Origin of the sequence: Sorangium sp. KYC3313, from assembly GCF_052075895.1 — a bacterium.
GTDB lineage: Bacteria > Myxococcota_A > Polyangia > Polyangiales > Polyangiaceae > Sorangium > Sorangium cellulosum_B.
The window spans coordinates 63,493-87,857 of sequence record NZ_CP197255.1; the positions used below are offsets into that span (position 1 = coordinate 63,493).

At 73.9% G+C, this 24,365-nt stretch carries 14 protein-coding genes and 1 riboswitch; of the genes, 10 read left to right on the forward strand and 4 right to left on the reverse strand.

From position 1 onward, the window contains the following. Positions 1-28 precede the first annotated feature (28 nt). The gene (locus ACSRUE_RS00260) at positions 29-2,299 is read left to right on the forward strand and encodes a hypothetical protein (RefSeq protein WP_441289265.1); all 2,271 of its coding nucleotides are present in this window, start codon (positions 29-31) and stop codon (positions 2,297-2,299) included. A 113-nt stretch (positions 2,300-2,412) separates the two neighbouring features. Here ACSRUE_RS00260 and ACSRUE_RS00265 read toward each other — a convergent pair whose 3' ends face one another. The 3 genes from ACSRUE_RS00265 to ACSRUE_RS00275 form a co-directional block, all read right to left on the reverse strand. Beyond that, the gene (locus ACSRUE_RS00265; RefSeq protein WP_441289266.1) at positions 2,413-3,246 is read right to left on the reverse strand and encodes a hypothetical protein; all 834 of its coding nucleotides are present in this window, start codon (positions 3,244-3,246) and stop codon (positions 2,413-2,415) included. A 151-nt stretch (positions 3,247-3,397) separates the two neighbouring features. Next, the gene (locus ACSRUE_RS00270) at positions 3,398-4,372 is read right to left on the reverse strand and encodes an aminotransferase class IV (protein ID WP_441289267.1); all 975 of its coding nucleotides are present in this window, start codon (positions 4,370-4,372) and stop codon (positions 3,398-3,400) included. A gap of 14 nt (positions 4,373-4,386) precedes the next feature. Further along, positions 4,387-15,606 carry a tetratricopeptide repeat protein gene (locus tag ACSRUE_RS00275; protein WP_441289268.1) on the reverse strand — a complete coding sequence of 3,740 codons (11,220 nt, stop codon included), beginning with the start codon at positions 15,604-15,606 and terminating at the stop codon, positions 4,387-4,389. Positions 15,607-15,857: 251 nt separating this feature from the next. On the opposite strand from ACSRUE_RS00275, the gene ACSRUE_RS00280 reads away from it, so the two are divergent. Both ACSRUE_RS00280 and ACSRUE_RS00285 read left to right on the forward strand, forming a co-directional pair. After that, entirely contained in the window at positions 15,858-16,748 is an 891-nt protein-coding gene (locus ACSRUE_RS00280; RefSeq protein WP_441289269.1) for a 3-hydroxyacyl-CoA dehydrogenase family protein, read from the forward strand. 544 nt (positions 16,749-17,292) lie between these two features. After that, on the forward strand, positions 17,293-18,120 hold the full coding sequence (locus ACSRUE_RS00285; RefSeq protein WP_438041335.1) for an enoyl-CoA hydratase/isomerase family protein: 828 nt from the start codon (positions 17,293-17,295) through the stop codon (positions 18,118-18,120). 182 nt (positions 18,121-18,302) lie between these two features. Here the strand turns inward: ACSRUE_RS00285 and ACSRUE_RS00290 are convergent, their stop codons facing one another. Then, positions 18,303-18,482 (reverse strand): hypothetical protein, encoded by a 180-nt coding sequence (locus ACSRUE_RS00290; protein ID WP_437762072.1) that lies wholly within the window; start codon positions 18,480-18,482, stop codon positions 18,303-18,305. A 590-nt stretch (positions 18,483-19,072) separates the two neighbouring features. Continuing rightward, a riboswitch (cobalamin riboswitch) is annotated at positions 19,073-19,280 on the forward strand. 98 nt (positions 19,281-19,378) lie between these two features. Here ACSRUE_RS00290 and ACSRUE_RS00295 point away from each other — a divergent pair. The 7 genes from ACSRUE_RS00295 to ACSRUE_RS00325 all read left to right on the forward strand — a co-directional run bounded on the left by ACSRUE_RS00295 (position 19,379) and on the right by ACSRUE_RS00325 (position 24,363). Continuing rightward, complete coding sequence (locus ACSRUE_RS00295) at positions 19,379-20,092, forward strand: energy-coupling factor ABC transporter permease (RefSeq protein ID WP_441293045.1); 714 nt, start codon at positions 19,379-19,381, stop codon at positions 20,090-20,092. Then, positions 20,089-20,427 (forward strand): hypothetical protein, encoded by a 339-nt coding sequence (locus ACSRUE_RS00300; RefSeq protein WP_441289270.1) that lies wholly within the window; start codon positions 20,089-20,091, stop codon positions 20,425-20,427. Before ACSRUE_RS00295 ends, ACSRUE_RS00300 begins: the two co-directional genes overlap by 4 nt. Further along, positions 20,417-21,166, forward strand: a complete 750-nt coding sequence (locus ACSRUE_RS00305) for a CbiQ family ECF transporter T component (protein WP_441289271.1) — start codon at positions 20,417-20,419, stop codon at positions 21,164-21,166. Before ACSRUE_RS00300 ends, ACSRUE_RS00305 begins: the two co-directional genes overlap by 11 nt. Continuing rightward, positions 21,163-21,984 carry an energy-coupling factor ABC transporter ATP-binding protein gene (locus ACSRUE_RS00310; RefSeq protein WP_441289272.1) on the forward strand — a complete coding sequence of 274 codons (822 nt, stop codon included), beginning with the start codon at positions 21,163-21,165 and terminating at the stop codon, positions 21,982-21,984. Before ACSRUE_RS00305 ends, ACSRUE_RS00310 begins: the two co-directional genes overlap by 4 nt. Next, on the forward strand, positions 21,960-23,147 hold the full coding sequence (locus ACSRUE_RS00315; protein ID WP_441289273.1) for a CbiX/SirB N-terminal domain-containing protein: 1,188 nt from the start codon (positions 21,960-21,962) through the stop codon (positions 23,145-23,147). Before ACSRUE_RS00310 ends, ACSRUE_RS00315 begins: the two co-directional genes overlap by 25 nt. 23 nt (positions 23,148-23,170) lie before the next feature. After that, positions 23,171-23,545, forward strand: a complete 375-nt coding sequence (locus tag ACSRUE_RS00320) for a DUF3209 family protein (protein WP_437762077.1) — start codon at positions 23,171-23,173, stop codon at positions 23,543-23,545. A gap of 80 nt (positions 23,546-23,625) precedes the next feature. Then, positions 23,626-24,363 carry an FAD-dependent oxidoreductase gene (locus tag ACSRUE_RS00325; RefSeq protein WP_441289274.1) on the forward strand — a complete coding sequence of 246 codons (738 nt, stop codon included), beginning with the start codon at positions 23,626-23,628 and terminating at the stop codon, positions 24,361-24,363. Positions 24,364-24,365: the final 2 nt, after the last annotated feature.

A 24,365-nucleotide genomic window follows, 5' to 3' on the forward strand; every position in this document is an offset into this window, starting at 1 on the left:
TCTCCACTATGTCCCCGGGAGCCTCGACATGAGCACAAAGAACGAGAGCGAGAGCACGGAGCGGACCGCCAGCGCAGTTCCCGAATCTGCGCGCGAAGGCGCCCCCGATGCAGAGAGCGGAGACAAGCCGCGCGCGCGGAGGGTCGTCCGCTCGGCGAGCACGTCCGTCGGCGCGAGCGGCGCGAGCGGCGTGAAGCGGACCGACGAGCCCTCCGAGGGCGCGCCGGCGCAGCCCGCAGGCGAGGCGCCGCGTCCCTCGTCGAAGGCCGCCGCAAAGGAACCGCAGGGCTCGCTGCTGGACCTCATCGCGCCCCGCAAGCGGCCGGCGCTCGCGGACGCGCCGCCGCCGACGACCGAGGACGCCGCGCCGCCGCCGGCCGCCGCGCCGCGGGTGGTGCGCGACTACCGCGCGCCCAGGCCCGAGCGGCCCGCCGTGGCCTCCGGCGGGCCGAGGCCCGACCGCGGGCCCAGGCCCGATCGCGGCCCGCGCCCCGACCGTGGACCGAGGCCCGACCGCGGGCCGCGCCCCGACCGCGGGCCCAGGCCCGACCGCGGGCCCAGGCCCGAGCAGGGCCCTGGAGCGGCGCAGGTAGCAGGCGCAGAGCAGGGCGCGAGGCCCGAGCGCGGGCCGCGCCCCGACCGCCCCTGGTCCGACCGTGGACCGAGGCCCGACCGTGGACCGAGGCCCGACCGCGGGCCGCGCCCCGACCGTGGGCCGCGCCCCGAGCGCGGGCCCAGGCCCGACCGCGGCTTCTCGGCGCGGCCGGCAGCAGAAGGCGGTCGGCCGCAGGGCCCCGGGGGCGCCGAAGGACGGGCGCCCGCCGCGGCGAAGCAGCAGCAGAGCGACCGGATGGTGACCGTGGTCGGCCAGGGCGCGACCGCGACGGTCGTGACGGGCAAGAGCGCCCGGCAGCCGCAGGGGCCGGCGAAGCCGGCGCACCTCCTCTTCGCGCTCCCGGCCGCCAAGGCGAAGCCGGTCGCGACGGCGGAGAAGCCGGCGCTCACGGCGCGCGAGGCGCTCGGCGCGCGCACCGCGAAGGCCCAGCAGGCCGCGGCCACCGCGAAGAGCAAGGCCGAGAGCGGCGCCCGCCCGGAAGGCAGCCCGAGCGCCGGGGCGACGAAGGTCGACTTCGACGCCGAGGTGCTCGCGGCGGGCTGGGATCGGGCGCTCGAGGCGCTGAAGTCGGCGGGCGACGCCGCGCCGGCGCTCGTCGACGCCTGGCTCGGCGCCTCCAACGCGGAGGCGATCGCGGCGGCCGCCGAGTCGGAGGACGCCTCCGGCGCGGCGCGGAAGGCGGCGCGGCGCGCGCTCAACGTGCTCAAGTCGCGCGGGGCGGCGATCCCGACGCGCCCGCGCGTGGTGCGGCTCGCGGAGGAGCGCGCCGAGGTGGTCGAGGCGACGCTCATCCCGCCCGACTCGAGCGGGACCGAGGCCATCGCGATCACGAGCCGCGACACCAGCGGCCGCTACCGGATCGCCGAGGTGATCGTGCGCGACTCGGTCGGCGTGCTGCACGCCGGCGCGGGGTGGCTCAGCGGCTCGCAGATCAAGGAGGGCCGCGCGCGCGCGTACGAGAACCTGGGGACGGCGCCCGTGCCGGTCTCCCTGGAGTGGGCGCGCCACCGGATCGCGGTCGCGAAGCGGCAGAACGCGGTGTCGGGGCAGGTCGTGCCGCTCGGGTTCGAGGGGTGTCGCGATCTCATCGAGCCCGCGCCGGACGCCGAGCCGAGGCACCCGGTGGCGGAACTCGAAGAGAGCCTGACGGACGAGCTGGTGACGGCGCAGATCGCTGGCTCCGCCGCGCTGCACGAGGAGCCCGAGTTCCGGCACTGGCTGCCCGCGCGGCAGGCGCTCGACGAGCTCCTGCAGAAGGTCGGCCAGCGGCTCGGCGCCGCCGGGATGCGCGATCCCGGGCTGGTGAACACGGCCATGCGGGAGGAGATCGACCTCGCGACCGACCGGTTCTTCTCGCCCGAGGTGCGCGGGCAGCTCGCGACGCGGATGCGGAGCAGCGCCGTGTCGCTGCGGGCGCGCAAGGGCGACGCGGCGGCCACCACCGCCCTCGCCGTCGCGCGCGCCATCAAGGACGCCGGGCTGATCACCTCGCCGCCGCGGGAAATCCCCTTCCTGGCGGCCTTCTTCCAGAAGGCGCTCGGCGTGCTCGCCCAGCAGGGTGGCGGGCAGCTGCGGATCCCGGTCCCGGCCGGCGCCGTCCCGCCCGCGAGGGAGGCCGCGGCGGGCGGCGAGGAGCCCGCCGAGGGCTCCGGCGCCGAGGCCCAGCCGTCGACCGGCGGGTGATCGGGAACGCCGGCCTCGCCGGCGCGCCGGCGACGCAAAGCCGGTGACCCAAAGACCAGGAGGCGAGCCCGGGGCGACCCGGCGCTCGCCTCTCGGCTTTTGTCCCGGCGGCGCTACTTCACCGCGATGGTGATGTCGCCGTTCTCGGTGAAGAGCTCGAGCAGGCCGCCGTCGCCGTCACCCATCGTGTACGACGTCGCGCTGCCCTCGCCGGCGGTGGCCCACGTCGAGGGGATGCCCTGCTCCACGACGTCGCCGTTGAGCGTCTGCGCGGTCATCGTCCCGTCCACCCCGGCCGGCACCGCGAGCTCGATCGCGCCGTTGCCGGAGCTGATCGCGCCATCGGAGGCGCTCCACGCGTCGAGGTCGACGAAGACATGGCCGTTGTCGGTGGCCACGTCGATCACGCCGCGCGCGCCGACCACATCGATGCTGCCGTTGTCGCTCACCACCGTGGTGCCGCGGGACGGGGCGCCGTCCAGGTTGATCTCGACGCCGCCGTTGTCCTGCTCGACGCGGAGCCCGCCGTCGAACGCGGCGGGCAGGACGACCTGGATGTCGGCGCCCAGCCCTCCCCACCCGCCCGAGACGCGCCGCGTCGAGATCACGACATCGCCGTCGATGATCGCGGCGAGCTTGAGGTCGTTCTCGATCTCCTCCACCGCGACCTCCCTCTCGTCCTTCTTGCGCATCGTGAACGGGGAGAAGCTGACCTCGACCTCGCTCACGTCCCCGGTGACGACCTCGACGTCCCCGTTCTCGCTCACGATGCGGACGCTCTGGGTGGGTAGGTAGTCGACCCGAGCACGCTCGTTGGTGCCCTCGTAACGCACGAGGGTCTCGGCGGTGATGGAGTTGTCGTCGATGCTCAGGGCACACCCGGCCGTCGCTGCAGCGGACACGGAGCACACCAGGAAGCAGGCGATTCGAAGCGAGCGATTCATCATGGATTCCTCTCGGGCAGATTGTACGGCGGGCGAACTGCGAGCCCCATCCGACCCGCGCAGGGAACATGCCGGCCAGTTCCTTGGACGCGCGCTCTGAACGGCACGTCATGGATCGCAAGATTTCGACGCTGTCGAGCCGGCCGCGGCGGGCTCAGGGCGTCTCCCACGGGAGGGGCATCGCACCGGCGCCCACCCTCCTGCGGAAAGCCGCGTGCAGCGCCCGGGCCTTCGGGCCGGGGACACCCGCGCCGATCGTGTGGGCGTCCACGCGAACGACGGGGACGATCTCCCGGAGGCTCGAGGTGATGAACACCTCCTCGGCGGCGAGGAGCCGGGCCATCGTGACCGGCTCGCAGCACACCGGCATGCCGAGCTCACCCGCGACGTGCATCACGTGGGCCCGGGTGATGCCGACGAGGATCCCTGCCTCCCTGGGCGGCGTGATCAGCATGTAACCCGGGTCCTCCGCGCCCTCGTGCGCCGCGGGCCGCCGCTCGACGAGGAAGACGTTGGACGTCGTGCCCTCGACGACATGACCGGACGGGTCGAGGATCAGCGCCTCGTGCGCCCCCGCGGCCCGCGCCTCGCGCAGGGCGAGCAGGCTCTCGAGGTAGTTCGAGACCTTGGCGCCCGGCGCCGCGTCGCCGGCCCGCTGGGTGCGGATCGTGACGACCGCGATCCCCTCGCGGTAGAGCCCGCCCGGCAGCGGCTTCAGCGGCTCGACGAGGATGACGCGCAGGGGCGCGCCCGCGAGCGAGGGATCGAGCCCGAGCGGGCCGCTGCCGCGCGTCAGCATCACGCGGATGGTGCTCTCGAGCGGCGCGGCGGAGCTGCCGGCGGACGCCGAGCCCGCCGTGGCCCCGGCGCTCCCGGCCGCCGTCGCTGCCCGGAGCAGCGCGACGACCTCGCGGCCGAGCTCGTCGCGCGGGATCGGCAGGGCGATCGCGATCCGCTCGGCCGAGCGCTCCAGGCGGGCGAGGTGCTCTTCCAGAGCGAACGGCTCGCCGCCGTAGGTGCGGATGGTCTCGAAGACACTATCGCCGTAGAGGAAGCCGCGGTCGTAGACCGAGACCCTGGCCTCCTCCGGCCGGTGGATGACACCGTCGATGCTGACTAGCCGCGTCACGCGGCGAGATTACGTCACTTCTTGAGCTGCGCCAGGAGCTCCTTCGCCGGGGCGAAGTCGCGATCGTTGTCGAGCGCGCGCTCCAGCATCTGGATCGCCTTTTTGTCGTCGTTCTGACGGTGGCTGATCACGCCGAGGTAATAGAAGACCTCGCCCTTGCTGATCGGCGCGCTCTCGTCGAGCTTCTGGAGGAGCAGGGCGCGGAAGGTCTTCTGCGCGCGATCGATGTGCGCCGTCTTCGCCGCGTCGTCGCCCGACTCCGACAGATCGAGCGCCAGCACGCCGAGGTCGCGGAGGATGGCGATCGAGCCCGGGTCGATCTTGAAGGCGATGTCGAGCTCGGCGAGCGCCCGCTCCCGCTGCCCCTCGGCCAGGTAGGCCTTGGCGAGGCGGTGGTGGATCGCGGCGAGATCCTTCGAGCGGCGGCCGCCGTAGGACTCGACGATCTGCTGGAGCGCCTCGGCGGCCTTCTGGCCGCGGCCCGAGGCGCTGTACGCGTCGCACAGCGCGAGCAGGAGCTCGCGGTCGCCCGGCACGAGCTCGGTGGCCTTGACCAGGAGGTCCGCCGCGCGGCCGGGATCGCTCCGCTTCGCCAGGTGGATGCCGGCCGCCTTGCGGTAGAGCGCCACCTTCTCGGCCGGCTGCGCGGCCGCGTCGGCGTCGCCGGTGATGAGATCGGCGAGCTCGGTGAAGGCCTGCTGCTTCTCGTAGAGGGCGAGGAGCTGCTTCCTGATCTCCTGCGCCGACCCGTCCGCCGCGAGCCCCCGCTCGAGCACGCGCCGGACCGCGCCCTCGTCGCCGAGGGACCGGTGCAGCTCCGCGAGCCGGAGCGCCGTGCCCACCGCCTCCGCGGCGCGGGCGTCCTCGAGGATCACCTCGAGCCGCTGCGCCGCATCGGCCTTCTCCCCGCGCTGCTCGTGCAGGCGCGCCAGCGCGAGGAGCGCGCCGTGGTGGCGCGGCTCGCGCTCGAGGACCGCGCGGTAGGTCTCGATCGCCCGCGCCGTGTCGTTCAGCCGCGCCTCGTAGACCTCGCCGAGGCGAACGCTGTACGAGAGCTCCGCCGCGACGTCGCCGCGGTCCTTCGCGCGCTCGATCTGCGTGACGAACAGGTCCGACAGCTCCTGATCGCGGCCGGTCTTCTCGAGCAGCTGCGCGAGCAGGACCGTCGCCTTCTCGTTGTCGGGCTGCTCGTCGAGGACCGCGCGCAGGTGCTCGGTCGCCTCGCTCACGGCGTCGAGCCGCGAGAGGCAGATCTCCGCGCTCTCGAGGCGCAGCGCCGAGCGGGCCTCGGGCGACTCGGCCAGGTCGGTGAGCCGCTCGAGCAGCGCGAGGAGCTCCTTGTGCTTGCCGGCCTTCGCGTAGAGCTCGCGCAGCGCCGTCGCGGCGCGCTCGTCGCCCGGATCCGCCTCGAAGAGCGTCTCGTAGAGCTCGATCGCCGCCGCGTCGTCCCCGAGCCGCTCGCGCGCGACCGCCGCGGCGGCGTGCCGCGCGTCGCGGATGCGCTCGGCCTCGGCGTAGAGCTCGGACTGGCGCACGAGCAGCCGGAAGACCTCCTTGTGGTCGCCCGCCTCCTCCCGCACCTTCGTGAGCTCGGCGAGCGCCCAGGTGTCGCCCTCGTCCGCGGCGATCATCTCGCGCAGGATCGCCTCGACGAGCTCGCGGTCGCCCAGCGCGCGCTCCGCCAGCTCCTTCGCCTCGCGGCGCAGCTCGCCCGCGCTCCCTTCCATGCCGTCGAGGGCGGCGATCCGGCGCAGCGTGCCGATGAGGTCGCGCTCGCGCCCCGGCGCCCGCTGCAGCTCCTCGATCGACCGCAGGATGTGCTCGCTCGTGGGATCGTGCGTGAGCGCCGCCTCGTACGCCGCCTCGGCGGCCTTGGCGTCGCCCACCTTGTTCTTCTGCCACTCGGCGATGCGCATCCAGAGGTCGCGCGCCGTGTCGCCGTCGAGCTCGGTCCCGGCCTGCACCGCCCGCTCCAGGGCGGAGGCGGCGCTCGCCCAGCCGCCCGTCAGCGGGGCCAGGCGCTCGATCTCGCCGAGCACGTCGGGGTCCGACGGGTCGTCGGCGAGCGCCTTCTCGAGGGTCTCCAGCGCCGCCCTCGGGTCGTTCGAGCGCACCTCGAGCACCTTCGCCAGGTCGAGGCGCATGCGGATCCGCTCCGCGCCGCCCGGCGCGAAGCGGATGCGCTTCTCGTAGAGGCGCGCCAGCGCGGCGTTGTCGCCCCGCGTCCGGTAGACGCCCTCGAGCGCCTCGGCCGCCTCGTCGAAGAGCCCCGGGTCCTCGGTGAGCGCCTCGAGCGCGCCGCTCGCCCGCTCGTGATCGACCGCGCGATCGAGCGCCTGCCGCAGGGTGTTCAGGCCCTGGGACTTGTCGCCGAACGACCCGATCTGGATCACCGCGAGCCGGTAGAAGAGATCCGCCTGGTCGCGATCGCCGGGCGTGACCGCGACGCGGCGCTCGAGCACGTCCGCGAGCGCCCGCTCGTCGCCGAGGCGGCCGTAGAGCCGGTCCAGCGCCTCGAGCAGCTCCGGCGTGTCGCCGGCGTGCTCGACGGCCTTCGCGTAGGCCTGGGCGCTGCGCCGGTCGTCGCCGAGCTTCTCCTCGGCGATGCGGCCGATCCGCAGGAACAGGTCCTTCGCGATCGTCGCGTCGAACGTCGCCCCGGCCCGCTGCGCGAGCGCGTCGCAGTAGCGGCCGAAGCCGCCCGTGCGCTCCGCGAGCCGCTCGATCTCGCCGTGCAGCGACGCGTCGTCCGGCGCGTCCTCCAGCGCGCGGAGCAGCGCCTGCTCCGCCTCGAGCGGGCGCCCGAGCTGGACGTCCTGCACGAGGGCGATCGCCCGGAGGGTCGCGGCCCGATCGGTCGGCTCGGTCTGCGCGCGCAGGCGCAGCTCGAGCGCGGCCGCGAGCTCCTCGTGGCGGCCGGCCGCGCGCAGGACGGGCTCGAGCACCTCGGCGGCGTCGAGCCGCAGCTCCTCGCGGCCCTCGCCGATGGCGCGGACCGCCTGGATCGCGTGGTCGTTCACCGCGTCCTCGTCGAGGACGAGCCGGTACTGCTCGATCGCGTCGCTCGGGCTCTCCAGCTCCCCCGCGTAGAGGTCGCCGATCGCCGTCCGCAGCTTGATGCGCGCGTCCCTGTCCGCGGCCGCGCTCGCCTGGAGCATCAGGTTCGACAGGAGCTCGTCCCACATCCGCTCGGCCCGGTAGAGCCGCTCCAGCGAGGACAGCACCGCCGGATCGCCCTGCTTCGCCTCGAGCGCCGCGTTGAGCGCCGCGATCGCGTCGCGCGGGCTCGAGAGATCCCGCTCGTAGCGCTCGGCGGCGCGCACGTTGAGGTCGTAGCGCAGCTCCTCCTCGTCGGGGCCCGCGAGCTCGACGCGCCGGCCGTAGAGCTCGACGAGGCGGCTCGCGGCGCCGCGCGGCTCGTGCAGCTCGATGAGGGCGTCGATCGTCATCGCGCTCTCGGGATCGAGCTCGAGCGCCCGCTCGTACGCCTGGATGGCGCCCTCCGTGTCCTCGAGCATCTCGAGCTTGGTCTCGGCGATGCGCCGGCAGATCGAGGCGTTCTCCTCGTCCGACGCCATCTCGCTCTTCTTCTCGAGGACGGAGATCAGCGTGTCCCAGTCGCTGAGCAGCACGGCCAGGGTGTCCATCTGCTCGAGCGGCTCGGGATCGCTCGGGTCGAGCGCGGACAGCCGCGCGTAGGCGCGGAGCGCCCGGCGCGGGTCGTCGATGCGCGTGTCGTAGACCTTGGCCAGCGACGAGAGCAGCTCGCGCTTCGTGAGCTCGTCCGACGTGGTGCTCACGCCCGCCTCGAGGCTGTCCGCGAGCTCCTCCCACGCGCCGAGCTGCTCGGCGAGCCGCTCGAGCTCGCCGCGCGTCTCGCCGTCGTCCGGATCGAGGCCGAACGCCGTCCGGGTCGCGTCGAAGGCGCGCAGCTCGTCGTTGCCGCGCGTCTCCCAGAGCTTCGCCGTCTCCCGGAGCACCGCGACCTTCTCGCGCGCGTCCGAGGCGAGGCCGAACCGCTCGTCGTTGAGCCGGACGAGCTGCCGCCAGTCGTCCGCCCCCTCGTAGAGCGGCCCGAGGATCTCGACGACCCGCGCCTTGTGCTCCGGGTCCTGGATGAGCGCCTCGAGCGCCCGGATCGCCTCGGCGTGCGAGGGCACCTCGCCGACGATCGCCTCGAGCTGATCGATCGCGCCCGAGGTGTCCTCGAGCCGCGTGCGCAAGAGCGCCGCGAGCGCGAGCCGGTAGGGCGCCGCCCGCTCGCCGTTCGGGGCCGCCTCGGCCCGGCGCAGGTAGAGGTCGGCGAGGTCCCGCGGCCGGTCGAGCTCGCGGTAGAGCTCCGTCAGCGCGTCGAGCGCCCGGGCGTCGTCCTCGTCGACGTCGAGCGCCGCGCGGTACGTCTCGATCGCGAGCGCGGGCTCGCGGAGCTCCGTCCGCTCCAGGCGCGCGATCGTGTGGAGGGCGTCGAGCCGGTCCTCGTCCTTCCGGTAGTCGAGCGCCGCGCGGTAGAGCTGGATGCGCTCCGCGTGGCGCCCTTCCTTGACGAGCAGCCCGTCGATCGCGTCGAACAGCTCGCGCGAGTCCGGCTCGAACTCGTGGGCGCGCCGGTACCACCGCAGCGCGTCGGCCACGTCGCCGAGCTGGGCGTAGAGCTCGCCGGTGCGCCGGCTGAGCTTCGCGCTCGACGCGTCGTCCGAGGTGAGCTCCCCGAGCTCCGCCGCGTAGATCTCCGCGAGCCGCCGCTCCGCGCTCGCCACCTTCGCGAGCCGCTCGAGCTCCGCCCAGACCCCCTCGTCGGTGAGGTCCTCGTGGAGGAGCTTCGCCACCGTCTCGAGCGCCGCGCGGTAATCCTCGAGCTGCTCCTCGTGCAGCGTCGCGAGCCGCTGCAGCAGATCGCGGCGCTCGACCGGGTCCTGGCTCGCGGCGAGGCGCGCGTCGAGCGCGATCTTCACGCGGTTCCAGTCCGCCCGGCGCAGGTACACCGGCTCGAGCATCTCCCCGGCGCGCGCCCGGTGCTCCGCCTCGGCCGAGCCCTCGAGGATCGCCTCGAGCAGCGAGACCGCGCCCTCGTGCGCCGGATCGATGAGCAGCGCCTCGGAGAGCTCGTCGAACGCGCGCTGCACGTCCTCGGTGTGCCGGTGCGCGACGAGCGCGATCTTGACGTGCAGCTCGGCGAGGTCGCCGGCGCGCACGTCGAGCTGCCGCTCGTAGAGCCGGATGAGGTCCTGGAAGCGCCCCGCCTCGCGGTAGAGGGCGTCCAGCGCCGCGATGGCGTCCGGGTGGAGCGCGATGTCGAGGATCGTCTCGTAGGTCGCGATCGCGCCGGCCTGGTCCCCGAGCGGGCCCCGCTCGAGCTCGGCGATCCGGAAGAGCAGCCCCGTCTTCTCCTCGTCGATCTCGGCGTTCTCGACCCGGAGCTTCAGGATCTCGAGCAGCCGCCCGGCGTCGCGCGCCTCGCCGTAGAGCTCCTCCAGCGCGATCATCGCCCGCCGGTCGTCCCCGCGGGCCTCGAGCGCCTTCTTGTACTGCTCGACCGCGAGCTCGCGGTCGTCGAGCTTGTGCCGCGCGAGCTCGCCGACCCGCAGCCGCACGTTCTGCTGCACGTCGCCGTCGAGGATGTCCGGCGCGATGCGCTGGAACAGCTCGCACACCTCGGACCAGCGCCCGGTGGCCTCGCCGAGCCGCTCGACCGTGGCGATCCAGGTCGTCACCTCGGGCTCGCCCGCCGCCTCCCGCACGCCGCGGAGCGCGTAGCCGAACGCCCGCGACGTGTCGCCGAGCGGCCCCTCCGCGGTGCGGAGCGACTTCTGCAGGGTGGCGAGCCGCTCGCTCGGGAGATCCGAGGTCTCGACCTTGATCTCCAGGACCCGGAGGAGGCGCTCGGCGTCGCCGTCCGCCTCGTAGAGCGGCTCGAGCGTCTCGGCCGCGTCGCGCCGCGCGTCCTCCCGCTCGAGCATCGCCTCGAGCGCCGCGCGGCAGCGCCCGTTCGACGGGTCGAGCGAGAGCGCCTGGCGGTACGCCTCGAGCGCCCCCGTCGCGTCGGCCTGGTGCAGCCGCCGCACGTCGCCGAGCCGCGCCAGCAGATCGAGCCGGGCGGGCGTCTCCACCGCGAGGGACAGGTCCACCTCGAGCGTCTCGGCGAGGTCGACCCAGCGCTCGTCGAGCTCGTAGAGCTCCTCGAGCGCCGCGAGCGTCGGGCGCTCGGGGCCGAACTCGTCGAGCACCGCGCGCCACGCGTTGATCGCCTCGGGCACGTCGGCGAGCTTCTGCGCGAGCGTCTCGGCCGCCTTGGTCATCGCGCGCCGCCGCTCCTCCGGATCCGTCGTCGACTGCTCCCGCGCCCGGAGCACGGAGACGAGCTCCCGCCACTGCGACGTCCGCTCGTAGAGCCGCTCGAGCGCCGCGAGCGCCGCCACGTCGGCGCCGTCGTCGCCGAGCCGCGCCTGCCAGGCCTCGATCGCCTTCGCCGGATCGTCCAGCACCGTCTCGTGCAGCGTCCCGATGCGCTCGTAGAGCGACCGCCGCGTCTCGACGTTCTCCTCGAGGCGCACCTCGATCGCGAGCACGCCCGCGAGCGCCTGGTGCTGCTCCTTCGCCGCGTAGATGCGGCCGAGCGCCTGGGCCGCCGGGATCACCAGCGTCGGATCGGTCGGATCGATGGCGAGCACGCGCTGGTAGACCTTCTCGGCCCGGTCGGCGTCGCCGAGGAGGTCCTCGCAGATCCTCGCGACTTCCATCAGGATTTCGCCGCGGATGGTCGCCGTCCCGCACGCGTCCGCGGCCGCCGTGAGCACCTCGGCGACCTGCTCGTGCTCGCCGAGGCGCCGGCCGATCTCGATGAGCCGCTCGCGCGCGGCGAGGTCCTCCGGCTCGAGCGGCAGGAGCTCCGACAGGCTGGCGAACGCGCCCGCGTCGTCCCTGAGCCGCTCGTCCTGGAGCACGCTGACCCGCCGGAGCAGCTCGCGCCGCTCCGACTCGGTCTCGGCGCCCTGGCGCCGGATCTCGAGGACCCGCACGAGCTGCCGGATCTCGTCCCGCGCCTCGTACACCGCCTCGAGCACGCGCGCCGCGCGGAGCCGGAGCGCCCCGATGTCGAGCAGCCGCTCGACGAGCTCGCGCGCCTTCGGGTCGTTCTGGCGGATCCGCAGCACGTCCTCGAGGTGCCCGAGCGAGCCATCGGGCTCGTGCAGCCGGTCGAGGTAGATGCTGCCGAGCGACAGCTTGATCTCGACGCTCTCGGCCTCGGTCGCCGTCTTCAGGCGCTGCTCGAGGAGCGCCGCGAGGTCGCGGAAGCGGCCCTCGCGCTCGTAGAGCTTCTCCAGCGAGTCGAGCGCCGCCGTGTAGAACGGATCGAGCTCGAGGATGCGCTCGTAGTAGCCGATCGCCTTGGCCGCATCGCCGATGATCTCCTCGGCGATGAGCGCCACCTCGTTGAGCAGCTCGATGCGCTCGCTCTGGTCCGTCGTGCCCTTCGCGGCGCGGTCGTAGAGCTCCTCGAGCTCGCCCCACCGCTCGGCCGCCGTCAGGATCTGCTTCAGCCGCTCGAACGCGCGGTGGTTGTTCGGGTCGAGGCTCAGCACCCGCTCCAGGTAGGGCTTCGCGCCCTCCGGGTCGCCGAGCTGCTCGTCGTGGAGGCTCGCCGCGCGCTCGCAGAGCTCGACCTCCACGGAGCTGCCGAGCACCTTGTCGCCCTCGGTGCGGCCCGCGACGAGGTGCACGCGGTACGCCTCGGCGAGGTCGGTCGGGCGGCCGGCGCGCCGCGACAGCTCGGCGGCGCGGTCCCAGAGCTCGATGTCGTCCGAGAACTCGTGCAGCGCCCGGAGGAGCGCGTCGAACGCCGTCCCGGCCGCGTGCAGCTTCGCCTCCTCGACGCTCGCGAGCGTGAGGTAGAGCTCCCGCCGCCGCGCCGGCTCCCGCTCCGCCTCGAGGATCACCCGGAGCGCCATGGCCTCGCGCCGGTGGTTGCCCGTCTCGGCGTACTCGACGGCGAGCACCTTGGCCGCGCGCACGCGCGTCTCCGGGCGCTCGACGAGCCGCGAGAGGACGGCGATCGCGTCCGGATCGTGCGCCGCCAGATCGAGCGCGCGCACCGCCGCATCGAACGCGTCCGCCGGCCGATCCAGCCGGTCCAGGTAGAGCGTCGCGAGCTCGATCTCGCGGCGCGCCCGCTCGTCGCCCTCGCTGACGTCGCGGTGCGTGGCCACGATCACGGACGCCGCCTCGTACTCGCCCGCGGCGTTCAGGAGGCGCGAGAGCACCCGCAGCGCGTTGATGCGCCCGGGCGTCAGCGCGATGACCTTGCGCAGGAGCTCGATCGCCTTCGCCGGGTCGCCGAAGACCTCCTCCTCGAGCGTCGCCCACTCCTCGAGGATCTCGGCGCGGTCCTCGCCCCCGACCTGGCTCGCCCTGAGCTCGAACAGCCACCGCAGATCGGCCTGCCGCTCGTTCGCCCGGAGGAGCGCGTCGAGCGCCCGCACCGTGTCGTCGTCGGACGGGTCGTCCTCGACGAGGCCGCGGTAGACCGTCACCGCCTCGTCGAGCTTGCCCATCTCCCGCGCGTACACCTCGGCGAGCTTCAGCCGCAGCGTGCGCTGCACGTCGGTCGCGAGGTCCTCCGCCGTCCGGAGCCGGCCCTCGACCGCCTCGACGAACGGCCCCCACGAGCCCGCCGCCCGCGACCAGGCCTCGAGCAGATCGAGCCCCTCGTCGTCCGGCTTCTGCTCGTAGGCGCGGCGCGCGTAGCCGAGCGCGCTCGGCTTATCCGAGAGCGGCCCGCCCGTCACCGCCGCGAGCTTGCGCAGCATGCCGACCTGCGCCTCGGCGTCGTCCGTCGCGTCGAGGAGGATCTCGTAGAGCGCCGGCAGCCGGGCCCACTTCTCCTCCTCCTCGTAGATCGGCACGAGCGCCGCCGCGGCGCGCGCGTCCTTCGGCGAGACGCTGAGCACGCGCTCGTACGAGCGCGCCGCGCGCTCGGGCGCCTTGAGCTGCGCCTCGAAGATGCGGGCGGCGCGGAAGGAGATGTCGAGCTTCGTGGCCGGGTCGGTCGCCTTGTCCGCCGCGCCCGAGAGGAAGTCGACGAGGCCCTCCCAGTCGTTCTGCGACGCGTAGAGCTCCTCGAGCCCGTCCCAGTCGCCCGCGGCGAAGTACGCGTCGCGCAGGACGCGGAGCGCGCGCGCGTGCCCCGGCGAGAGCGTGAGCACGCGCCGCCACGTCCGCGCCGCCTGGGCCGGATCCTTGAGGCGCTCGGCGTACACGGCCCCGAGCTTCTGCAGCGAGACGAGCCGCGCCGCGTCGTCGGGCGCGAGGTCGACGCGGCGCTCGAGCACCTCGGCGACCGTGGCGAAGTCCTTCTCGCGCTCGGCCTGCTTCTCCAGCGCGTCGAGCACCCCGGGGGCGCTCGGGTCGAGCTCGAGGATCCGCTTCTGCAGCGCGATCGCGTCCGCGCCGCGGTCGAGCCGCTCGGCGGCCAGCTTGGCCATCTCGCCGAGGAGCTCGATCTTCGCGGCGCCCTCGGCGGCCTCGAGCTTGCGCTCGTAGAGCGAGTAGAGCTGCGGCCAGGCGCGCCGCTTCAGGTACAGCTCGCGGAGCTTCTGCTGCGCCTCCTCGTCGATCGGCTCGACCGTGAGCAGCGCCTCGTACGCCGCGATGGCGTTCTGGACGTTGGAGAACTGGTCGAACCAGCGCCGCGCCACCGCGCGGTAGAGCCCCGCCTTCTCGGCGGGGCTCTCGGTCAGCTCGGCGAGGCGCTGCTGGTACGAGAGCAGGTCGCGCCAGCGCCCGAGCGACTCGTAGATGCGGGTCAGCTCCCGCACGGCGTCGGCGTCCTTGTCGTCGAGCTGGACGATCTGGGTGAGGACCGTGACGAGGGCCGCGTCGTTCTTGGCGCGATCGCGGTAGATCCCGGCGATCTCGCGGAGCACCGCGACCCTGCCGGCGACGTCGTCGGCGGGCGTGCGCTCCAGGTCCTGCCGGTGGAGCTCGACGAGGGCGTTGTACCCCTCGGTCTGCAGGTAGAGGCGCTTCAGGGCGTCGCGCGCCTGGCGGTTCTCCGGGTCGGTCCGGAGCACGGACTTGTACTGCTCGATCGCCTTGGCGGCGTTCTCCTGCGACTCGGCGAGCCGCGCGAGCTCCGTCGCGATGGCGCGCCTCTCGGGGCCGTCGGGCACGGCGCGCTGCGCGTCCGTGAGGATCGTCGTGAGCCGCGGCTTGTCGCCGCGCTGATCGAGCACCTCGCGGTAGAAGTTGAGCATCCCGGCGTGCGCGGGGTCGGCGCGGCGCACGCGGTCGAAATAGGGCTCGGCCGCCTGGGGCTGGCCGCGCATGCGCCAGTGGACCATCGCGATCTGCACGAGCATGCCGAGCTCCTCGCCGGGCTTCACGCCGCCGCTGCGGAGCTGGTCCTCGTAGAGGGCGACGAGGCGATCCCAGTCGCCCGCGGCGGAGTAGGCCTCGGTCAGGAACGAGAGCGCCTCGGGCTGGCCGGGCGAGAGGTCGAGCAGCTCCTCGTACGCCGCGACCGCGCGGGCCGGATCGCTCAGGTGGGCCTTGGTGGTGCGCGCCGCGCGGACGGCCGCCGCGATGCGGTCCTCCTTGAGCTGGGCCTCGCCCTTGACGAGCGACTGGACGCGGACGACGGCGTCCCAGTCCCCCGCGGTGGAAAAGGCGATCTCGGCGAGGTTGGCCGCGCGGAGGTTCTTCGGGTCGAGCATGAGGGCGAGCTCGATGAGCTCGGCCACCCTGGCGCCGAGCTCGGCGCGGCCGTAGCGGTAGCCGATGTCGGCCGCGCTCGTGTAGAGCGCGCTCTTGAAGGCGCCGTCGGTCGCGCCCTCGGCCTCGGCCACGTACCGGTCCACGAGGTCGCGCCAGCGCTCGCGCTTCGAGGCGTCGGTCTCGAGCGCCTCGGCCGCGGCGTCGTCGTCGGGGCGCAGCTCGAGCAGCCGCTTGTACGCGGCCGCCGCGCGGTCGACGTCGATGAGCTCCTCGTGGTAGACGCGGGCGAGCTCGGCCTGCATCGCGGGCTCGACGGCGCTGCCTGCGGCGAGGGCGATCTCCAGCTCGAGGAGGCGGGCCACGGCCTGCCATTCCTTCCGCTGCTCGTGCCGCCCGCGCGCCGCGCCGAGCAGGCGCTCGACGTCCCCGGGGCCCGCGCCGTTGTTCGGAGCAGTCACGGCCTCCGCGAGCTCGTTCCAGGCTGCCTCGTTCTCGGGCTCATCCTGCAGACGCCCAAGGGCCATCCGAATCGTCTCAACGCTCATCGTCTCTCCGCGGACCTCGCGAATTCGGTCCGGTCCGTTCACGGGCCGGGCGAAGATAGCCGGGCGGACGACACGGTTTCAAGGTTCCTCGCCCCCGCGGGCCTGGAAGGTCGGCCGGAGCTTTCGCGCCCTTCTGCTCCTGTGGCGCGGGGACGTCCGAGCGGGCGGGCCGTCGGGCCGCGGGCGAGGGCGGTTCACCGCGCTCTCGGCTTCGGCTATCAACCGCGGCCATGGAAGCTACGACGATCAAGCGCTTCGGGGTGATCGGCGCGGGCCAGATGGGGCGAGGCATCGCCCAGGTCGCCGCGGCCGCGGGCCTCGAGGTGGTCCTGTGCGACGTCTCGAGGGCGCTGGCGGAGTCGGGCAAGGCCCAGATCGCCGCCATCCTCGCGAAGCAGGTGGAGAAGGGCAAGCTGGCCGCGGAGGCGCGAGAGGCGCTCCTCGGCCGGGTCGCGGTGGCCGACGGGATCGCGGGGCTGGCCGGGGTCGACCTGGCCGTGGAGGCGGTGACCGAGAGCTTCGACGTGAAGAGCGGGATCTTCAAGCTCGCCGACGCGGCGCTGCCGAAGGGGGCGATCCTGGCGTCGAACACGTCGTCGATCTCGATCACGCGGCTCGGGGCGGTGACCGGGCGGCCTGAGCTGGTCATCGGGATGCACTTCATGAACCCGGTGCCGCTGATGAAGCTGGTCGAGCTCGTCCGCGGGGTCCAGACGTCGGACGCGACGTACGAGGCCGTCCGGGCGCTCTCGGTGGGGCTCGGCAAGACGGTGATCACCTCGAAGGACCAGCCCGGGTTCATCGTGAACCGGATGCTGATCCCGTTCCTCAACGAGGCGTGCTTCGCGCTCCAGGAGGGGCTGTCCACGCCGGAGGACATCGACGCGGGGGCGCGGCTCGGGCTGAACCACCCGATGGGGCCGCTCGAGCTCGCGGACCTGATCGGGCTCGACACGGTGCTCTCGATCGCGGAGGTGCTGCACCGGGAGTTCGGGGACTCGAAGTACCGGGCGGCCACGCTGCTCAGGAACCTGGTGGCTGCCGGGTGGTACGGGAAGAAGAGCGGGCGGGGGTTCTACGTGTACGACGAGAAGGGGCAGAAGAGCGGGCGGGCGGTGTAGGCGGCGGCTACGGAGCCAGGAAGGGAGGGGGCGCCGCGCGGGGGGCCGGCGGGGGCCCCTCCCACGAACTCGCGCCTTTTGGGGGGCTGTGGCCGGCTGAACGGGCGAGGCGGTCAGGGAGGGCGTCGCACGGAGCGGGCCGGCGCTCGGCTTCGTGGGGCCCTACCCCGCCGGCCCCCCGCGCGGCGCCCCCTCCCTCCCTGGCTCTCTCCAGGGGGGATGAGGGGGACGGCGACGGGATATGCGCGAGGCGAACACGGGTGTGCGGGTCGGAGGACGGGCGGTCTGCCCGACTGCCCACGATTGCGCGCGGGCTCGCGGCAGGGCGTCAGAGGATCGCTCCCGCACTCAAGCGGTGAGTTCGGATCATCGAGCGACGGGGCGTGTCCCGGAACAGGCGCGTGACGTCCTCTGGGAATCGCTCGAATCGCTCGCATGGGAATCGCTCGCTCGTCGGCTCGGCAACGGCCTCGGCACGGAATGCGGCCTTCGCGGGCGACGGCAGGCGCTTCCCACCGGCGCGGCGCGCTGCTAACCACGCTCCATGACCGCTCAAGAACAGCAGCCGGGGGCCCCTGCTCGCGGTACGCTCCAGTTCGTCGCCGTCGAGCGCGCGGATCACGTCGCCACCGTGACCATCCAGCGGCCCGACAAACTCAACGCGCTGAACCCCGCCGTGCTCGGCGAGCTCACCGCGGCCTTCCGCGACCTCCTCGCGCCCGCCGAGGGCAACGAGGTCCGCGCGGCCGTGCTGACCGGCGCCGGCAAGGCGTTCGTCGCCGGCGCCGACATCGCGGAGATGGCGACCATGAACAGCATCGCCGCGAAGCGGTTCGCCGACGCAGGCCACCGGCTCGCCGAGCTCATCGAGACTGCCCCCTTCCCCGTGATCGCCGCCGTCAACGGCTTCGCGCTGGGCGGCGGCTGCGAGCTCGCCCTCGCATGCGACTTCATCTACGCCGCCGAAGGCGCCAAGCTCGGCCAGCCCGAGGTGAACCTGGGCGTCATCCCGGGGTTCGGCGGGACCCAGCGGCTGCTGCGACGGGTCGGGCCCGGACGCGCGCGCGAGCTCGTCTATTCAGGTGACATGATCACCGCCCAGCAGGCGCTGTCGATCGGGCTCGTCAACGCCGTCTTCCCAGCGACCGAGCTGCTCGCGCGCGCCCGCGAGACCGCCCTCAAGATCGCCTCGCGCGGCCCGCTCGCCGTCGCCGCCGCCAAGCGCGTCCTCCTGCGCGGCGAGAGCCTCGACCTCGCCGCCGCCAACGAGCTGGAAGCACAGGCATTCGCCGCGCTCTTCGGCAGCGAAGATCAACAGCTCGGAATGAAAGCGTTCCTGGCGAAATCGCAGGCCACGTTCACCGGAAAGTGACGCCTCGGAAGGCGCGAACCGCGCGCTCGAGGGCAAAAAAAATACCGCGCATCACGCTGGAGGGGGGCCCAGAATGACCGCGGCAGGGAAACCGCGCCGGAGTCTTGAACGTCCGCCACGGTGCAGAAGAAAGACCGCATGCGCTCCGGGCTGGGGGGTCCGCGCCGGTGCGCATGCGGTAGTCAGATTGTGGCATCCGCAAGCGCGTTGTCGATAACAAAGTGCAACGCGTGCACGCCGAGCGAGCAGAACGCTCCAGGCGCGAAGGCGGCCAGGCAGCCAGGCGGGCGCGCGGCCCCCACACACACGATCTGCGGGAATTCACGTTCGAGCCGGGCATACCCCTCCACCAGAGACAGCACCCAGCACAGCGTTCGTCTCGCATTCCGAGACGAGCGAACACGAAATCCCTCATCTCTTCAATAAGAGAGGCCACGAGGCAACAGGCCGTACACCGGACACCTGCTCCCGAGTAAAGAGCCAGGACGAACAAAGCACACTGCGGAAGGAATGCGCCGCCGCCCGCATTCAAGCGCACGAGAGCCCCTCGTCCGGGCCCCAACCGAGACGGGGGCTGCGCCCGCGCGGCGACAAAGTAAACAGTCTTTATCTAAGGGGGACATAATTCGAGACGTGCGCTCGACGACTCGTCGCGTGATGCGTCTGGGTCAATTTCTCGACCTCGGGCCACAGCACGACAGGGCCTCGAGCGCTCGTCGGCGCCCATGACCGCTCGATGGGGGGCGCCGACGGGCGCGCGGCGCGCCTCGGCGGCGATGGCCTCGTGCGCCTCGGCAGCGCCCCCGAGGGCAGGGTGTCCACCAGCGCAGGCATCACCGCCGCGCCGACGCCGCGGACGAGGGGGCTCGCGGCGGGCCGCGAGCCCCCTCGTCCACGATCGGGGCGCGACGTCCTTGACGCCGGGCACGAAACGGGATTACCGAGCACCGGCCTGACAATCCATTCCTCGGGTGCCCTCCGGGGCATAACAGGGAAGCCGGTGCAAAACCGGCGCGGTCCCGCCACCGTGAGTGGGGAGCTGCTTCCGAAGACCACTGGGCCTCATTGAAAGAGGCCTGGGAAGGTGGACGCAGCGCTGGGAGCTCGAGCAGCTCCCTGAACCCATGAGCCGGGAGACCTACCCGAGCCTCCCACGAGGTGCAGCTTGCGCACGTCTTCGTGGCGTCCGGGTGCGGACTTCACCCGGAGCGCCGAAATCGGTCTTCACGGCCGCGCATTGTCGATCGCCGCCGTGTCCTTGGGAACGCTCCTCGCGCCCCGGCCCGCGGCGGCGATGCACCTCGCGGAAGGTGTCCTGCCGCTCGGCTGGTGCGCCTTCTGGAACGCGCTCGCCCTGCCCTTCGTCGCGATCGCCCTCCACCTGCTCCGGCGCCGCACCCGGCAGGACGCCTTCTACAAGCCGTTCGTCGGCCTCATCGCGGCAGCCGTCTTCGCGATCTCGTGCATGCCCGTGCCGGTGCCGACCGCCGGGACCTGCTCCCACCCGTGCGGCACAGGGCTCGCGGCGGTGCTCATCGGCCCCTGGATGACCGTCCTCGTCACCGTGGTGGCGCTCCTTATCCAGGCCCTCTTCCTCGCGCACGGCGGCCTCACAACGCTCGGCGCCGACGTCGCGTCGATGGGCATCGCGGGCGCCTTCACCGGATACTTCGCCTTCCATCTCGCGCGGCGCTGCGGCGCGAACCTCTGGGTCGCGGGCTTCCTCGCGGGCGTGACGTCGGACTGGGCAACGTACGCCACCACGGCGCTCGCGCTCGCGCTCGGGCTCTCGGGCGAGGGCTCGGTGACGTCCATGTTCACGGGCGTCGCCCTCGCCTTCGTCCCCACCCAGCTGCCGCTCGGCATCCTCGAGGGCGTCATGACCGCGGGGGCGCTCGTCTTCCTGCGCGCCCGGCGGCCCGACATCCTGGACCGGCTCCAGGTCGTCCGGCTCGCCCCGGGGGCCTCGTGACCCGGCGGCTCGGACAGCGCCCGCTGCCAGCGCCGCTCGCGCGGCGCGCGCGCGCGGCGCTCCTGCTCGCCGGTTCATTCTGGCTCGCCGCCTGCGGCAACGCGTCCTGGGACGGCGTCGACGAGGCCGTGGTCCGCCGCGTCGCCGAGGACGCGGGGCGCCACGACACGGGGCCGCTGTTCGCGGGCCTCGAGGGCGACCTCCTGCTCTTCGCGTTCCTCTGGGCCGGGCTCCTCGCCGGCTTCGCCGTCGGCTATTTCTCGCGCGTGCTCTTCGTCGAGCGCGCGGGCGCGCCGGCGGGCAGGGCCGACGGCGAAGGCCTCCGTGCGGACTGACCCCCCCGCGCGGCTCCGGGACGTGGACGCCCGGCTCCGCCTCGGGGCCGCCGTGGCGGCGTGCTGCGTCGCCGCGGGCGCGCGCTCGCCCGTCACCCCGGCCGCGCTGCTCCTCCTCGCGTGCGCGGCCCTCCGCCTCCAGGGCACGCCGGCGCGCGCCGTCCTCCGCGCCGCCGCGCCCGCCGCGTGGCTCGGAGCGGTCGCGGCGGCGCTCGCGCTCGCGCTCACGCCGGGGGCGCCGCTCCTCCCCGGCGCGCCGTTCCCCGTCGACGCGCTCACGGCCGAGGGGGCCCGCCGCGCCGCCGCCATCGGCGCGCGCGTCCTCGCGGCGGCCGCGGTGCTCCGGTGGCTCGCCGGCGCCGCCGCGCCCGCCGAGATCGAGGCGGCGCTCGCCGGGCTCGGCGTCCCCGCGGCCCTCGTCGAGCTGCTCGCGCTGACGCGGCGCTTCGCCGGCGTGCTCCAGAGCGCGGCCGACAGCGCGTGGAGCGCAGCCGCGCTCCGCGGCGGGTTCACCCGCCCCGGCGCCGCCGCGCGCTCGGCCGGCGCCGTCGCGGGCGTCGTGGCGCTCCGGACGCTGGAGCGCTCCGAGAGCGCCGCGCTCGCGATGCAGCTCCGCGGCTACAAGGGAAAGCTCCCCGTCGCCGACCGAAGGACGAGCGCGCCTACAGCGAACGTCGCGTTCGCCGCCGCCGCCCTCGCCGCCCTCGGGCTCAGCGTCGCCGCGGGAGAGGCCGGATGATCGCGCTGCGCGCCCCCCGGCTCGGCTACCGGCGCGGCGAGCCCGTGCTGCGCGACGTGCGCCTCGACGTCGCCGAGGGCGAGTCCGTGGCGGTGCTCGGCGGCAACGGCGCCGGCAAGACCGCGCTGCTCCGGACGCTCGTCGGGCTCCTCCCGGCGCCCGGCGGCGGCGTCGAGATCGCGGGCCGCCGCGTGGGCTCGCCCTCGGACGCCGTCGCCGCAGGCGCCGCGCTCGTGCTCCAGGACCCGGACGACCAGCTGCTCGGCGCGACGCTCCTCGACGACGTCCTGTTCGGCCCGCGAAACCTCGGCCTGCCCGCGCCCGAGGCGCGCCGCCGCGCCGAGGCGGCGCTCGCCGCCGTCCAGATCGCGCACCTCGCCGACCGGGCCATCGAGGCGCTGAGCTTCGGCGAGCGCAAGCGCGCGTGCATCGCCGGGATGCTCGCGATGCGGCCGCGGGTGCTGCTGCTCGACGAGCCGACCGCGGGGCTCGACCCGGAAGGCGAGCTCGCCCTGTGCGAGACGCTGCGCGCGCTCTCCGAGCAGCAGGGGACCACGCTGGTCACCGCGACCCACGCGGTGGACCTCGTGCCGCTCTTCGCCTCGCGCGCGGTCCTGCTGGGCGACGGCCAGGTCCTCGCGGACGGGCCGCCGCGGGAGGTGTTCGCGCGGGGGGAGCTCCTCGCGCGGGCGCGGGTGCGGCGGCCGTGGGTCGCCGAGCTCTGGACCCGGATGAGCCCCGTGCCGCCGCGGGGCGGCGCGGGCCTCCCGCTCACCCTGGAGGAGGCGCTCGCGTGCATGACGACGGTCTCCTGCTGATCGGCCACGGCAGCCGCGACGCCGCGTCGAACGCCGAGTTCGAGGCGATCGTGGCCGATTACGCCGCGGCGCGGCCCGGGATCGCCGTGCAGCACGGCTACATCGAGCTCGCGACGCCTCACCTCGCCGACGCGCTCGCGGCGCTCGCGGCGCGGGCGTCCCGCGTGGCGGTCGTGCCGCTCTTCCTGTTCGCGGCGGGGCACGTGAAGAACGACATCCCGCTCGCGCTCGAGCGGGCGCGGGCCGCGCACCCGGGCGTGCGCTTCTCGGCGGCGCGGCCGCTCGGCGTGCACCCGGCGCTCGCGGAGATCGCGTTCGAGCGCGCCGCGACAGCGCTGCCGGACGACCCGGCGGCGCGGGCCCGGTCGGCGCTCGTCGTCGTGGGGCGCGGGTCGAGCGACCCCGACGCGAACGGCGATTTCTGCAAGACGGCGCGCCTCATCGGCGAGGGCCGCGGGCTCCAGCTCGTCGAGCCGACCTTCATCGGCGTCACCCGGCCCTCGGTCGAGGAGACGCTGGAGCGGGTCGCGCGGCACCGGCCGGAGCGCGTCGTGGTGGTCCCCTACTTCCTCTTCGCCGGGCGGCTCATGACGAAGCTCGCCGAGCAGGTCGACCGCTTCTCGTCGACGTACCCGTGGATCCGGGCCTCGCTCGCGCCGCACCTCGGCCGGTCGAGCGCGCTCGAGGGCCTGATCGACGAGCGCGCGCGCCAGGCGTTCGCCGGCGAGGCGCCGCTCCCCTGCGACACGTGCATGTACCGCACCGCGCTGCCGGGGCTCGCCCGGGAGGTCGGCGGGCTCAAGGCGATGCTCTACAGCGTGCGCCACACGCTCACGCACACGCAGGCGTCGAACCACCCGCACGCGCACCGCTCGCTGCGCAAGCACGTGCTCGTCTGCGGCAACGCCGACTGCGTCGACCGCGGCAGCCTGGCGCTGCTCGATTCGGTGCGCCGGCTCGTGAAGCAGGCCGGCCAGCAGCAGCAGATCCGCGTGACGAGGACGTCGTGCATGGGGCGCTGCGGCGAGGGGCCGACGGTCGCCGTCTACCCCGACGGGGTCTGGTACCGCGGCGTCCGCGAGGAGGACGCGAAGGACCTCGTCGAGGAGCACCTTCTCGCCGACCGGCTGGTGGCCCGGCTCGTCGACGACATCATGCAATGAAGGATGGATAGGAGAGAACCGACATGGCCTGTCACGAGATCGCCGCGCTCCGCCTTGGGCTCATGAACATCCTGGGGATCGACGACCCGGGCGAGCGCGCGCACGAGCTCGCCGAGCTCGGCGCCGCGGCCGCCGAGCCGGGGCCGGTCTCGGCGATGCTGCGCGCCGGGGACCTGAAGAGCCTCTCGCGCCTCTTCGAGGGGTCGCTCGTGGAGCTCCAGGAGAAGGTCGCGAAGACCGCCGCCGGCGACCCGAAGCTGCCTTACCTGCGCTCGCTCCTCATCCTGACGAAGCAGGTCGAGCTCGATCTGCGCGCCCAGGTCGACGGGCTCGGCCGGCTCTACCGGGAGCTCGAGGAGATGCACGACTTCGTGCACGAGATCTACCCGGCCGAGTGAAGCGCGCGCCGCTCACGCCCCGCTCACCGGAAAGACCATGGGGCGCGTGATTGCGACCGCGCGGAGACAGGAGCGACGTCATGGCAACACAAGGCAACCCGAAGATCAGGATCGCCCACGCAACGCCGCTCGGCGACGCCGCCCGGCTGCTCCGCCTCGAGCGCGTCGACGGCGCGGAGGTCGGCTTCGCCGGCGGGCAGTACGTCATCATCAACACAGGCGTCACCCTGCCCGGCGGCAGGCTCGCGAAGCGCGCCTACTCGATGCTCTCCAGCGACGCCGAGCAGCGCACGGTCGAGATCGCGGTGAAGCGCGTCGGGGCCGGGCCGGGCTCGAACGTGCTCAACGACATCGCCGCCGGCGCCGAGCTCGAGTTCAGCGGACCCTGGGGCAAGCTGCGGCTCGCGCCGGGCTTCTCCGGCCGCGCGCTCGTGATCGCCACCGACACCGGCATCACCGCCGCCCTCGGGATCGCCCGGAGCGCGGCCGCCGCCGGCGCGGCGCAGCTCGACCTGCTCTGGCTCGTCGAGCCGAGCGCGACCTTCGCCTCCGAGCCGTTCGTCCGCGAGCGCCTCCCCGCCGCCGTCGGCCTCACGGTCGCCCGCGACCTCCCCCCGGTCGGCCACCCCGAGCGGCCGGCGCGCGCATGCGCCCTCGTGGAGCGAGAGCTCGCGGCAGGGCCCCACGACGCCGTGCTCTGCGCGGGCGACGGCGCGGTCCTCTACCCGCTCCGCGACCGGCTCGCCTCGCTCGGCGCGCCCGAGGGCAGCGTGCTCCTCGAGAGCTTCTTCAACAACCCGATGAAGAAATCCTCGTAATC

Excerpts from the sequence above, each read along its gene's own strand:
- ACSRUE_RS00260 (WP_441289265.1), top strand. The coding sequence starts at position 29 with ATGAGCACAAAGAACGAGAGCGAGAGCACGGAGCGGACCGCCAGCGCA.
- ACSRUE_RS00265 (WP_441289266.1), bottom strand. The coding sequence starts at position 3,246 with ATGATGAATCGCTCGCTTCGAATCGCCTGCTTCCTGGTGTGCTCCGTG.
- ACSRUE_RS00275 (WP_441289268.1), bottom strand. The coding sequence starts at position 15,606 with ATGGCCCTTGGGCGTCTGCAGGATGAGCCCGAGAACGAGGCAGCCTGG.
- ACSRUE_RS00280 (WP_441289269.1), top strand. The coding sequence starts at position 15,858 with ATGGAAGCTACGACGATCAAGCGCTTCGGGGTGATCGGCGCGGGCCAG.
- ACSRUE_RS00285 (WP_438041335.1), top strand. The coding sequence starts at position 17,293 with ATGACCGCTCAAGAACAGCAGCCGGGGGCCCCTGCTCGCGGTACGCTC.
- ACSRUE_RS00310 (WP_441289272.1), top strand. The coding sequence starts at position 21,163 with ATGATCGCGCTGCGCGCCCCCCGGCTCGGCTACCGGCGCGGCGAGCCC.
- ACSRUE_RS00320 (WP_437762077.1), top strand. The coding sequence starts at position 23,171 with ATGGCCTGTCACGAGATCGCCGCGCTCCGCCTTGGGCTCATGAACATC.
- ACSRUE_RS00325 (WP_441289274.1), top strand. The coding sequence starts at position 23,626 with ATGGCAACACAAGGCAACCCGAAGATCAGGATCGCCCACGCAACGCCG.